Source organism: Natrarchaeobaculum aegyptiacum, assembly GCF_002156705.1.
Lineage (GTDB): Archaea > Halobacteriota > Halobacteria > Halobacteriales > Natrialbaceae > Natrarchaeobaculum > Natrarchaeobaculum aegyptiacum.
In genome coordinates, this window is sequence record NZ_CP019893.1 from 2,599,220 (window position 1) to 2,611,450 (window position 12,231).

General features: G+C 59.7%; 10 protein-coding genes, 1 tRNA gene and 1 pseudogene. 4 read left to right on the forward strand and 8 right to left on the reverse strand.

All coding sequences use genetic code 11. The features are described from left to right. From B1756_RS12660 to B1756_RS12675, 4 genes are all read right to left on the reverse strand, one after another. Window positions 1–447 carry a MaoC family dehydratase gene (locus B1756_RS12660; protein ID WP_086888871.1) on the reverse strand — a complete coding sequence of 149 codons (447 nt, stop codon included), beginning with the start codon at window positions 445–447 and terminating at the stop codon, window positions 1–3. A gap of 104 nt (window positions 448–551) precedes the next feature. After that, window positions 552–1,844, reverse strand: a complete 1,293-nt coding sequence (locus B1756_RS12665; protein WP_086888872.1) for a hypothetical protein — start codon at window positions 1,842–1,844, stop codon at window positions 552–554. Window positions 1,845–1,950: 106 nt separating this feature from the next. Beyond that, window positions 1,951–2,754 carry a TrmB family transcriptional regulator gene (locus B1756_RS12670; RefSeq protein ID WP_086888873.1) on the reverse strand — a complete coding sequence of 268 codons (804 nt, stop codon included), beginning with the start codon at window positions 2,752–2,754 and terminating at the stop codon, window positions 1,951–1,953. Window positions 2,755–2,834: 80 nt separating this feature from the next. Continuing rightward, complete coding sequence (locus tag B1756_RS12675; protein WP_086890180.1) at window positions 2,835–4,478, reverse strand: DUF255 domain-containing protein; 1,644 nt, start codon at window positions 4,476–4,478, stop codon at window positions 2,835–2,837. A 135-nt stretch (window positions 4,479–4,613) separates the two neighbouring features. Between B1756_RS12675 and B1756_RS12680 the strand changes: the two genes are divergently transcribed. Both B1756_RS12680 and B1756_RS12685 read left to right on the forward strand, forming a co-directional pair. After that, window positions 4,614–5,228: an FxsA family protein gene (locus B1756_RS12680; protein ID WP_086888874.1), complete on the forward strand. Its 615-nt coding sequence runs from the start codon at window positions 4,614–4,616 to the stop codon at window positions 5,226–5,228. 76 nt (window positions 5,229–5,304) lie between these two features. Further along, window positions 5,305–5,378: transfer RNA gene (locus B1756_RS12685), tRNA-Ile, on the forward strand. An 839-nt stretch (window positions 5,379–6,217) separates the two neighbouring features. Here B1756_RS12685 and B1756_RS12695 read toward each other — a convergent pair. The 4 genes and pseudogenes from B1756_RS12695 to B1756_RS12705 form a co-directional block, all read right to left on the reverse strand. Next, window positions 6,218–6,948, reverse strand: a pseudogene (locus B1756_RS12695) (IS5 family transposase); the annotation flags it as partial. 91 nt (window positions 6,949–7,039) lie between these two features. After that, window positions 7,040–7,288, reverse strand: a complete 249-nt coding sequence (locus B1756_RS19215; RefSeq protein WP_152031307.1) for a hypothetical protein — start codon at window positions 7,286–7,288, stop codon at window positions 7,040–7,042. A 184-nt stretch (window positions 7,289–7,472) separates the two neighbouring features. Next, entirely contained in the window at window positions 7,473–8,309 is an 837-nt protein-coding gene (locus B1756_RS12700) for a DUF6036 family nucleotidyltransferase (protein WP_086888875.1), read from the reverse strand. Next, window positions 8,306–9,256: a MarR family transcriptional regulator gene (locus tag B1756_RS12705; RefSeq protein WP_086888876.1), complete on the reverse strand. Its 951-nt coding sequence runs from the start codon at window positions 9,254–9,256 to the stop codon at window positions 8,306–8,308. Before B1756_RS12705 ends, B1756_RS12700 begins: the two co-directional genes overlap by 4 nt. 188 nt (window positions 9,257–9,444) lie before the next feature. Between B1756_RS12705 and B1756_RS12710 the strand changes: the two genes are divergently transcribed. Both B1756_RS12710 and B1756_RS12715 read left to right on the forward strand, forming a co-directional pair. Further along, window positions 9,445–10,185 (forward strand): DUF429 domain-containing protein, encoded by a 741-nt coding sequence (locus tag B1756_RS12710; RefSeq protein WP_086888877.1) that lies wholly within the window; start codon window positions 9,445–9,447, stop codon window positions 10,183–10,185. 274 nt (window positions 10,186–10,459) lie between these two features. Continuing rightward, window positions 10,460–11,788 carry an IS4 family transposase gene (locus tag B1756_RS12715; protein ID WP_086887708.1) on the forward strand — a complete coding sequence of 443 codons (1,329 nt, stop codon included), beginning with the start codon at window positions 10,460–10,462 and terminating at the stop codon, window positions 11,786–11,788. Window positions 11,789–12,231 lie beyond the last annotated feature (443 nt).

Sequence of the window (12,231 nt, forward strand, 5' to 3'; positions counted from 1 at the left end):
TTACTCGTCGTCCGGTCGTCGCGCGATGATCCCGTTCCCGATCATGGTGATGACGACCTCGTCGTCCTGATTGAACCCCTCCGTTTCCAGCTTGACGTATCCGCGGTCGTCTCGACTCTCCGAGGGTCGTTTTTCGATAACTTCGCTCCGTCGTCGGAGGGTGTCACCGGGTTTGACGGGTGCCTTCCACCGAAGTTCGTCGACTCCAAACGAGCCGAGAAAGGCCCTGTCCCGGCTACTTTCGACGCCGAGGCGCATCATGATTGACGCGGTGTGCCAGCCGGAAGCGACGAGTTCACCGAACATGGAGTCGGCTGCAGCCTCTTCGTCGACGTGAAACGGCTGTGGATCGTACTGCTCGGCGAACTCGACGATTTCCGCTTTGGTCACGTCGTACTCGCCGGACTCGTCGACGTCCCCGACCTCGATGTCTTCGAAGTATTGCATCGACGTGATATTCTCTCACAACTATTGTTATCTTTGTGGACGGCCGGTGTTCTCACGCCTTCAGATCATTCGTCACTCGTTCGAGACGCGAACTCGAGTCGAACTCACAGGTAGCCAAACAGCGGCATCGCGAGGCCGACGACCCAGCCGAGCAGTCCGATTCCGAAGATCGCCGCACCTTCCGCGTCGCTCCGAGCCGACCCCGCGGCGAGCAAGCCGAGTGCGACCATCAGTCCGAGCCGGTGGAGCAGCAACTCGATCGGGAGCGTCGTGATCCCGATCCCGAGGAAGTCGAGGACGAATCCCGCGCCGAGGCCGACCAGGCTGAACGCGAACGCCGACTGGGGCGCTAGCGGCTTACCGAGCCAACTCGCGACCCGTTGCAACCGCAGGAACCGGCTCGCTCGCTCGAGTGGCTGGGTGAGCACGATCGCCGTCACCGGCAAGCCGACGACGAGTATCGGATAGAATACCGTGACGAACGCCTGTGGGGAGATCCACGGCACTGCCGCCTCCACGGCGAGACCACCGGCTCGGACTCCGACGACCAGTCCCGCGAGCGCGACGGCGAGGACGAACCCCCTGACGTTCAGATACGCCCACGTGAGTGCCCGACGGCTCCCTCGAAGGACGCCGCAGAGTGCGTCGGTGCTGAGAACACCGAGCAGCCCGAGGACGCCCCCGACGACGATCGGTGCGACGAGCGCCAGTTCGATCACCGAAAGCCAGCCGTCGTTCCAGCCCTCGTGGGTACCGTGGTACTCACGGCGCACCTCCTCGACGTACGGCTCCTCGAGAAACTCACCCTCGAGGGTGTTCTGGGACCTCTGGATGTCCGTCACCGAGTGGCGCAGCCGGAACCAGTCGAAGTACTCCTGGTGGACCTGAATCGCCGTCCAGTCGTCGTGCTCCGTCGTGTACGCGCGAATGTGGTGTCGGCTTCCGAGGTACGTCCCCGCGTGGAGCTGATAGCTCTCGTCGATCCAGATGCGTTCGCCGCCGTGTTCGGCGGCGTCGACGTAGGTATATCGCGTCGAGCCGTGGGCGTCGTCCCACTGGATCTGGTCGTCGGCGTCCTCGTACACCTCGGGTTCGTCTTCTTCGTCGGGATCCAGTTCCTCCCACTCGAGGTCCTCCTGGCCGACGAGCAACCGCTGGACTCGCTCGTCGGAACCGTGGACGACGAGGTTGATCGCGAGCGTCTGCTCGTCGGTCGACCGGTCGCGACTGGTGTACGGCCAGAGGTAGCTGCCGTTGTCTGCCGGCTGGATCAGCTGCTCGCGGTCGAGGGTCTCGGGTTCGCCCGGATCGGGTAACGGGTCGACGAACCCGCCGGCGACCAGATAACTGGCAGCGAGGACGAGCAATCCGAGGACCAGGAGGTGGCGGCGCTTCATCTGCGGCTCGACTCGAGTACGTCGTTACTCGCCGCCGGGCATGTAACACGAGTGCTTGCGTCACCCGGTGAGAACCGTGGGTGCAACGATACGCGTGGACTCGGGACTAGAACTCGAGTGGCTCTGCGTCTCTCCAGCGCGGGAAGAACTCCTCCTGGACGCTGGCGGCGAACTCGGGGTCTTTGAGGTCGATCATGCCGAAGGCGTCACCCGAGGAGAGCGGGTTCGGCACCTGAATGCAGATCTCGACGTCGTCGATGATGTTGAACGAGCCAGTGACGTCGTCGTTCGTCCGGACGCGGAAGTCCTCCCGGCCCTGCAGTTGGGTCCGGTAGCGCTCGCCGACCCGCTCGGAGAGTGAGGCGACCATCTTGCGAGTCATCAGGACGTCGACGGACACTCCGCGATCCAGCGCATCGTCGAGCTGGGCGTAGACCTCCTCGCTGACGGCCTGCATGTCCCGTTCTGGAACTGGGTCTGCGGCGACCATCACGATGTGGTCGTCGGCTGCGGCCAGCCGCTCGAGCAGGAGGTCAGTCGTCTCCTCGGGGCCGACGGCGGCGGTCCAGAACTGCTCTTCGACCGGGTCCGCGGCGTCGAGTTCGTCCGAGAGGTCGTCGACGATCGACTCGTACTGGTCGACTTTCTCCTCGAGTTCCCGTTTCTTGTCCTCGAGCAGGCGATCGAGTGCCGTCGCGGGCTCGACCGCGACGTACTTCTTCGGGCGACTCGCGGTCTGGCTGCGCACGAGATTGTACTGCTCGATGCTGTTCAAGACGTCGTAGATGCGTCCCATCGGGACGTCGCTCGCCCGGGACAACTCTTTGGCCGTTGTGGGACCGGTGTTCAGCAGCGCTCGGTAGGCTCGAGCTTCGTACTCCGAGAGTCCGAGATCCCTGAGGCTTGCCATACTGGTACAGACGACTGTGGAAACTTAAACACTGTGGTAGTTTGTCGAAATGGCCGATTCTTCGGTTCTGGGCTCAGAGGTCACTCGAGAACGGACTGGAGCCGTTCGCTCAACTCGTCAGGAGTTTCGGCGGTCGCGGAGGCGTGATCGCCCAGTTCGACGCGGGCAGTCCCGGCCTCGAGTTCAACCGCTTCGGGGACGACGACCTTCTCGTGGTCTGCCATCCGGAGTGCCGCCCGGTGGAGCTCCGTACCCGGCTCGTCACCGACGCGGATCACGAGTGGTCCCTCGAGTAACCGGGAGACGGTCGTGGCGTACCGTGCGACCTGCGGACCGAACCGGTCGCTGGCCCCCGCGAACGACTCGAGGGCTTCCCGGGCGTGCGTGCGGTGGGCCTCGTCGCCGGTCAGGATGGCGAGCTCGAGGAGGCCGTCGGCGAACGCCACGTTCGAATCGAGTGGACGGAGCTGACGCTCGAGCAAGCCTGCGCCTGCAGCGGGCCCGTCGAGGAACGACCCGTCGTCCTGCAGTCGGTCGATCGTCGCGTCGGCGACCTCGCGAGCGTCGGCGGTCGCCGTCGGATCGATCGTGCTCGCGACGGTCGTAAGCGCACCTAGCACGCGCGCCTGGTTCGAGAGGAGACAGGTCGGTCCCGCCTCTGACTCGAGGGCTGCCTCGCGCTCGTGGGCGACGACACCGTCTCTCAGGAGATCTTTCCGGAGGGTCTCGAGGGCGCGTTCGGCGTAGCGGCGGGCGCGTTCGTCGTCGGTGTAGGCGTAGTAGGTGAGCAAGCCTTCGATGGCGAGCGCGTTCGAGCCGGCGAAGACGCCGTCGTCGACTGGTGGCTCGTCGGCGTCGGCGCGGTCGGTGGCGTCCAGCCCGTGTGCAGCGGGCTCGCCGGGTGCCTGGCTGTTGGCGAACGCGTCAGCCTCGTCGTTCCAGAGCGTCGTGGTCAGGAACTCGATGGTTCGTTCGGCGGGCTCGCGGTAGGCGTCTGCACCGGTGTGGAGGTAGGCGTTGGCGAACGCCCGGACGAGCGCCGCGTTCGAGTCCAGCAGCTTCTCGTGCTGGAGTCCGGACCAATCGCGCTCGGTCGCAAAGCGATAGAACCCGCCGTCGTACTCGTCGAGCAGGTTCGCGCTGACGGCGTCGAACGATCGCAGCGCCATCTGCCGATCTCGCTTGAGGGAGAACTCGAGGGCGTCGGGAAGGGGGAACTTCGGGCTCTCACCCCAGCCGCCGGCGTGCTCGTCGTAGGACTCCGTGAGCTGGCCGAGCATTGCGGCCTCGACGTCGCCCGTGAGGTCGCCGGCTGGTGGTTCGTCGTCGCGAAGCAGGCGGGGGACGCGTCCCGCGCCGCTACCGCGGGCCTGCCACGTCGAGCGGACGCTGTCGAGCACCTGTCGCATCCCGTCGGGGCCGAGGTAGCCCGCGCCCGTGAGGATCGTTCCGTCGGGTGCGAGAAAGACGGTCGAGGGGAATCCACCCGAATTGTAGCGGTCGCGAACGCGCGGATGGCGGTCCACGTCCACGCGCACGGGAACGAAGCTGTCGTTGACGTTCGCGGCGATACGCGGCTCGGCGTAGGTCGCTGCGTCCATCTCGTGACAGTGATCACACCAGGTTGCCGTCAGCGAGAGCAACACCGGGACCTCGGCTTCGGCAGCCTCCTCGAACGCCGCCTCACCCCACTCGCGCCACTCGACGCGCGTTGGATCGTCCACGTTCATACGCGAGGGTAGCCCGTCGCGTGGGTAAGCCCTTCGCTCGCCACCGTGACGGCGCGGCTGGCCTCACGAGCGAATCGCCACTCGTCACGAGAGTAAAGCGTTTTCACCCTTCGCGGGTTACGTCGGGGTATGTACCGGTGGATCGCGGTCCTGTTGCTCATCCCGTTTCTCGACGCCGTCTTGCTGGCGGTTCTCGTCAGCCAGTTCGAGGCAGTCGGCTGGGTCGCAATGGTCCTCTTCGTCGTGCTCACGGGCCTGCTCGGGATGCTCTTCGTCCGCGCCGAAGGCCGGCGCACCCTCCGGAAGATGCAACGCTCGCTCGTCGCGGGAGAGCCCCCGACAAACCAGCTCCTCGACGGTGGGCTGCTGATCGCCGCCGGGGCGTTCCTGCTTACGCCCGGTCTCGTCACGGACATCCTCGGGTTCCTGCTCGTCGTCCCGATCACCAGAGTTCCGATTCGGATGGGGCTCAAACGGTTCGTGATCGTCCCGTACCTCGACCGGAAGGCCGACGGGCTCGTCAGTGGCACCGTCTGGACTGCTGGCTTCCCCGACGAGACGATGGCCGGACAGGGGACGGCCGACTCGAGTGGCACCGGTGGCGGTGCTGGTGGCACCTACGACCTCGGCGCGGACGCCTACTCCGTCGACAGCGAGGGCCGCACCACCTACACCGTCGACCTCGGCGACGAGCGGACCACGGATCGGTCGGACGACGAGGACGACGACCCCTCCGCTCGGTAGCGATTCGCACCCCTCCTCAGGAAGGAAACGCTTAAACCTTCCACCCGGCAACGATAGGATGCGAAGCACGAAACGCGGGCCGATAGCTCAATCAGGTTGAGCGCCACTCTGATAAGGTGGAGGCTCTCGGTTCAAATCCGAGTCGGCCCATGTTCTTGTCGTGAGCAAATCGGCGAGCGGAAGGTATCGAATTCAACTCGGATTCGAATCAGGGAGGAGTGTGCTCCGACCGTGGTTCGAATCCGAGTTGGCCCACTCAGTTTCTGAACGGTTCGTAGACACCCGGTACCGCTAGGTTTAGCGTTCAACAGTTCCGTTCACGGCGGTTGGGGAAATCGGTGCCCCCTCGATTTCGCCGCTTAGTTGATTCAACTTTGAACGCGGGTCACCTCCGTCTCGGGATTCCGGTTAGCCCAAACGATAAATCGAGTGATAAAACTAGGGGTGGTATTCGTTGAAACGGTGCCTCTTGACCTATTCGGGTCTATTCCGTGGCGAGTGCTCGCTCGCAAAAGTCCGGGCTGGTCATCGATGCGTTGCTCGCCTGCTCTGTCGATTTTCTCTCTGGCGCTGATCTCTCAAAGTAGTCGTTGACAACTTCTGCACGCCTCATGGCTCATGGCAGCGCGCAAGAGCCCCACTGACTCGATCGATTCGCCCTCCACGAGATCAAATCTGGTTCTCTCGATTGGTTTTGTCATCGCTCGACCGAACGGTCTCATTGCTCCGAGCTCGGTGCTCTCGAACCGCTCGCTTATCGGGTCGAGCACGCTCGAACCGTATCGGTAGACAAACTCAATGTGCCCGTGGGTGTCTACTTTAGCCGGTTTCGACTGCCAACTGATTTCTGCCTTGGAATCACCGACTCGCTGAAATTTCACGGAATACTGAGTGGGGGGTCGTCGATTCGAACCCGTACTTTGAGTACGTTGCTTCGTAGGCTCGCTAGACGATGCTTGATTTCGGCGTTTTCACTCACTCTGCCATCCGGCGGAGCCGAGCGTGCGCTTGATCGACGAGAAGCCAGTCTCACCCATCCAGCGGTGGGTGTACCAGCGGCTACTCATTCGGGCGTTATGTGCTCGGTCGAGCGAGGAGTAGATCCGATGCGTGATTGACAGGCAAATGCCGTCTGCACGAAGATCGTCGCGGAACGGCTTTCGGTCGTAGCCACGATCAGCAGCCAGTGACGGAAGGTCTGCGGCGTTATGCCGCGCGACCTGTGGCCCGATCTTCGTGTCGTGTTTCTTCGTCGTCGTACAGTGAACGTCGAAGATGTACAGTGTTTTCACGTCCGCGAGGGCAGTGACTGTGAGCGAGCGAATCCGGGGTGTGCCCGCTGTGCGTAGTGACGAGACGGCTGATGACGATCGAAGCCAGTCGTTTCGATCGCCGCGTGGCCAGTGCGTTTCTCGGCTGATTCGCCGAGAAACGCACGGTAGGTCTCCATCGAGATGGTCTCGAACCAGTCGCGGAGCACGGTGAAATGAGGAAGGCACGTAAGCCCGATTTCGTCGAGAATGCCGGGCATCTCGCTGAGGAGATCGATCGTCTGGCGGTAGGACTTCGCCAGCTCGATTCGGAGTGCTTGCAGGGTGAGCATCACCCACTCGGCGAACCCGCCACCCCCTTCGGGGTCGGCGGGTTCGTCTGGGTTCTCGACAACGTCTTTAGCTTTCGTGACGCATTCTCGGGTGAAGAGGCGGATTTCGGATGTCAAACCAGTCTGCCTCTTCGCTTTCTACGGAGATAACACAGTCGTAGCGACGCTGTCTAGCGATCCTACAGAGCAGATTAAACAAATATGTTCATCAATCAATAGTAAGTTCGGGATGGGCGTCACGAACCGAACGGATAGCCTCTTCCAATGACGTTGGAAGTTCATCATTTGCGGAGGCTTTAAATCCATGATGAGTGGCGACTAGGGAAAACATTACATCGTCACCTTTCTCCTCAATGCGAACGCGGTGGTGAGGGCCAAACTCAATCTCTACAAATGAGTCTTCGGTGTCCGTAATGCTAAGATCAACGTTCCGGATGCCGTTGGCATCTGATGTCATGTTAGAACACGGCACACCTGGTCTTATTAGCGTTTCTCTGTTACCCGCGGCCCCTCGCCTTGACATGAGAAGTGACTATGTACCGTTCCAAACGTAGGGTGATGCGTCGAACTGATGTGCACTACGGGAGTTCGCTCCTTCAAATTAGGCTCGAAACACCACAAAGAGCCAATACATAGTGAATTCACTCGTTGAACGCATCACGTTTTCCCGTGTCAACAAATCCTGCGTCTGTCTGCTCGACGTACCCGTATGCTTCGAGCTGCTGTAGCTGCTCTGTAACATAGTCCCGATGGAGATCGCGCTCTTCAGCAATCGCGTCGACCGACAGGGGATTGTCCTCACTCAAGACGAGTCTGATCTCCAACGTCTTCATATACTGCGCGTAGTATTCGTCGATAGCGCTTTCCAGGGGAGTCTGAACCTCGTATTGCTCGTACAACTCATCGAGCGACTCGCGGATATGCGTCGTGAACTGTTTCCCCTCCAGTAACTCAATCTGTGCCGCGATCTCGTGCTCGATCGCCCCGAAGTCCAAGCTCGTCTGTACCAGCGTGTTCATGTCGTCAATATCGTCAGGACGCTTGGCGACCGTCTTGAACAGGAAAATATCTTCCAGCGCGGTTAACCGGACAGATAGCGCACCGGACGTGAGGTACTCCTCGCCTCGCTGTTGCATCCCGTTGCTGAAGATGAGTTTGTTGGCAACCTGTCGGTTGAACACGTCGATCCGACATCCATCGTCGTTCTCGACACACAGTCTGGCTCCCAGCTGTTGGTACGTCTCGTCGAGTTCGGACACTTCCTCGTACCCCTGGTCGCCCAACGCAGCGAACAGTCGGTCGAACTCGGCTTCGGTCGTGACCACCAGGTCGATATCCTTGGTTGTGTCCTTTAGCCCTCGAAACGCCATTGCTCCGCCTCCGATGAGAAAGGGCGCGACCTCGGCGTGTAACCTATCGCCGAGCTCCTGCAGCTCGCCCTCGATATATTCAGAGTCGAACTGTGGACGTGGCGTCATACGGATATATCGTAATCAGCGGCCGTCGATTTGAACGTGTCCCATTCCGGGAGCTTCTCTCCTGACACCGCACCATTGGATTCGAGGTACGCACAGAGCTCTTGGATAATGTTGCTGAGATCTATCTCGGCTTCTCGATCATACTGGCCGGCTGACCGCGCAAGTACGTTTGCGTCGATCTCACAGGAAGCAATCAGTAGCAGACAGTACGATCGGTACCGAGCGCCGTCGTCGATGAGCAGCAGTTGGCACACGAGGTCTTCAGGAGCAAGTTCTGTCCGGTCTTCGGAGCGGAAATAGTACCGCCCCTCTCGCGTCAATAGAGAGATACCGTACTGATCGAGCGCGTCCGGGCCAGTCTGGTGGAACAGTGGCGCAGTCACCTCAGTCCGGCAGCTGAACAGATACTCATCTACATCGGTCCAGATAAGCCGGACGCCAGCAGCGTGGTCACTCGCTTCCTGCCGATGCAGATGACGCACGAGCGACCGCGCGAAAGCGGCTAATTCTTCGAATTGCTTCGTCAAGGCAAATTGACTGTCGCGTTTCGTGACGATACCGACGTTCCGTAACTGTTTGAGCCGGCGGTAGACTGTCGCTCGACTCACTGTAGACCTTTCCGTGAGTTCCGCTGCAGTTCGCGTAGCATCCAAATAGTACAGGAGCTGGATCGAGGGACCAGCGAGGAGTTCGGGAAAATCGACATGTGGGAACTCGCGTGTGAGATCAGCGAACCGCTCGGTCGGCTCAGCGTTCGACAGTGATATCCTGTACCGGCCGTTTCGTTGCTCTCTGATGATCAGCTCGCGCTCTGCGAGTTTCGATACAACGCGAGATGTATGGCCCGGATCCCAGCTGAGTTCGTCAGCTAACTCCCGCTGTATCAAGCCCTCCTCTGTGTGTGTGCTTAGATGTGAGAGGGCAGTGAGTTCCGATTCTGAGAGCAATCTGTCTCAGAATAGGCAATGTATTTATAAATATCTTGCCTTTTTTGAGACACTGCATCCGGCTGGTGGACCTCCAAATGCGCGTCTAGTATCCATCAAAATTTATGCATTGAGTAATAACGCTTAGCATCACCTGATCCCGGCTATTGACTCAAAGCTTCAATAGCTGGCACTACAAGGAGAGACACATGTACATCGGCGTCGATGGGTGCTCGGCGGGATGGGTCGCTGTCCAGTTCGACGAGGATGGCTACGAAGGCACCGATCTATACGAAGATATCCAAGAACTGTGGACGGTTCACGGCCATGCGGCAGAACAAATATTAATCGACGTACCAATCGGTCTCCGAGAAAACTCAAACGCGAAGCGCCCGTGTGACGATGCCGCCCGCAAGAAACTCAGTCCCAACCGCCACTCCAGCGTGTTTCCCGTTCCCGTACGGGCTGCCGTTCACGAAGGGAGCTACGAGGATGCAAAGAAGACGCAGGAGAAGCGCACTGATGGTAGTCTCGGCGTTCAGTCGTGGGGTATAGCCGATAAGATCGCCGAACTTGATTCATTCCTCTGCGAGACAGAGCCAGATGCTGTTGGAACGATCCGTGAGGCCCATCCCGAAGTCTGCTTCTGGGCGCTGAACGATGAATCCGCCACGGAGTACTCAAAGACTGGAAAACCGGCAGCAGCCTTCTGGGAACGGATCGGGATACTCGAAGCCATCGATGAAGCGATTATCGATGACGTCCGTGACGCATCATTGAATCTCGATGCTAAGGTTGGAAATGATGACGTCATCGATGCGTTTGCATTAGCGCTTATTGCCAGCCCAAAGACCGGACCACCACGAACGCTTCCTGACGAGTGGCCAGATAACGATACAGGTGATCCAACTGATAAACTCCCGATGGAGATGGTCTACGCCTATCCGTAGCCTACCCGGACTCCCACTCATCCTCCTCGACGAATTCTGGCAACGTGTCTTGAAGTGGGCCACTCGCTTGAGAAACGAACTCGTCGAGTGGTTCACCAGTTCCACCGCCTGGCATCGGACCGTAATGATCCCACGTGGTAGCGAATCGAACAACAACCTGCACGTCTTCACCGTGCCCGGATTCGGTATTGAACCCATCCGTTCTAGTTTAACAGGTCGGGGTATCCAGAGACGCCAAGCTAGAATCGTCAGTAACTAGGAATGTGAGAATCCGGTGGGAAGTGTGTACAAACCACCGGATTCAGTAGTTGTGAACCGAATTCAAAGAGCGTTTCCATCCGATGAGTTGCGCGAGCGTGCTCGCGCAACGAATCTTATCCAGCGAGAGCGGAAACTCGACGTCGTCGCGTTGTTTTACACGCTCTCCCTCGGCTTTGCCGCTGGTTCTGATCGATCCATTCAGGCGTTTCTCGAACGCTACGTCGAGATGGCTGACTGCGACGAACTCTCGTATGCGACGTTTCACGGCTGGTTCAAACCAGGGTTCGTCGCACTCCTTCGAGAGATTCTCGATGAGGCCATCGAGAATCTCGACACCGGCCAAACCGAGCTGAGCGGACGTCTCGAACGATTTCGAGACGTCCTCATCGTCGACGCGACGATCATCTCGCTCTACCAAGACGCCAAAGATGTCTACGCACTCGATGATGACCGAGCCGGGGCGAAACTCCATCTCACCGAATCGCTCTCAACGGGACTTCCAACGCGATTTCGGACGACCGACGCGAGCACCCATGAACGGAGCCAGCTACCCACCGGCGAGTGGGTAGCTGGCGCCCTCATTCTGTTCGATCTCGGCTACTACGATTTCTGGCTGTTCGACCGCATTGACGCCAATGATGGCTGGTTCGTCTCTCGCGTCAAAGAAAACGCAGACTTCGAAATCGTCGAAGAACTCCGGACGTGGCGAGGGAACAGCATTCCGCTAGAAGGCCAGTCGCTGCAGGCCGTCCTCGACGACCTGAAGCGACAGGAAATTGACGTACAGATCACGCTCTCGTTCGACCGCAAACGAGGGTCGGGCGCCAGCGCGACCCGAACCTTCCGATTAGTCGGCGTTCGCAACGATGACAGCGGCGAGTATCATCTGTACCTGACGAATCTGGAGAGAGACGACTACCGCGCGCCCGATATCGCACAGCTCTATCGGGCGCGCTGGGAGATCGAACTGCTGTTCAAAGAACTCAAATCACGGTTCGGTCTGGACGAGATCAACACGACCGACGCCTACATCATCGAGGCGCTGATCATCATGGCAGCACTCTCGCTGCTGATGAGCCGGGTTATCGTCGACGAACTCCAGAAACTGGACGCAAAGCAGCGAGACTGCGCCGACGACGCCGCGGCGTCGTCGACGCGGCTTCCTCGACGACGATGTTCACACGCTGTCGAACGCCACGCTCATCTGATCCAGTTGTACCTGATGTTGGATCTGGGGTACGAGCTACCGGATCTCGATTCGTTGTTGCTGTGGTCGTCACGAGATCCAAATCCACACCGTCCGAGGTTACGTGAACAGGTGGAGTCAGGCGAGTTCTGGTAACGAACTCGCCTGACGAGACGGGCTGGATCGCCCAGGCTGGTCAGCGACGGCTCTGGAACGGCGGCGCACTCACGACTGCGAGTGCGCCGCCTTCGACGGGAGACATGACCAAGAACCGGCTGGTTTGCTTGAGCAGCAGCTATCTCGGTATGATTGCGGTGAGACTCGACGCATTTTCGGCGTGATCACCGTCTCAGTTAGTCGCTAAGCTAGAACGGATGGTATTGAACCGGTTGTAAATCCGGTGAAGCCCGAGAACGACGATACGTCCGTGCTCATCGTGTTCGTAGAATCGATTCGCCTCTATGAGCATACCCGCAACCATTCGGGCAACGCTCAAAACTGCACGGGTCTAGTGTCCTTACTGGATCCGCAGTAGAGTCAATAGAGATCGGCTCTGTGGCCACGCGATGAAATCTACCTGATTTGATTCTGCCCGCTGT

Bases quoted from the DNA above. Each gene is read 5' to 3' on its own strand.
- B1756_RS12660 (WP_086888871.1), bottom strand. From the start codon at position 447: ATGCAATACTTCGAAGACATCGAGGTCGGGGACGTCGACGAGTCCGGC.
- B1756_RS12665 (WP_086888872.1), bottom strand. From the start codon at position 1,844: ATGAAGCGCCGCCACCTCCTGGTCCTCGGATTGCTCGTCCTCGCTGCC.
- B1756_RS12700 (WP_086888875.1), bottom strand. From the start codon at position 8,309: ATGACGCCACGTCCACAGTTCGACTCTGAATATATCGAGGGCGAGCTG.
- B1756_RS12670 (WP_086888873.1), bottom strand. From the start codon at position 2,754: ATGGCAAGCCTCAGGGATCTCGGACTCTCGGAGTACGAAGCTCGAGCC.
- B1756_RS12680 (WP_086888874.1), top strand. From the start codon at position 4,614: ATGTACCGGTGGATCGCGGTCCTGTTGCTCATCCCGTTTCTCGACGCC.
- B1756_RS12710 (WP_086888877.1), top strand. From the start codon at position 9,445: ATGTACATCGGCGTCGATGGGTGCTCGGCGGGATGGGTCGCTGTCCAG.
- B1756_RS19215 (WP_152031307.1), bottom strand. From the start codon at position 7,288: ATGACATCAGATGCCAACGGCATCCGGAACGTTGATCTTAGCATTACG.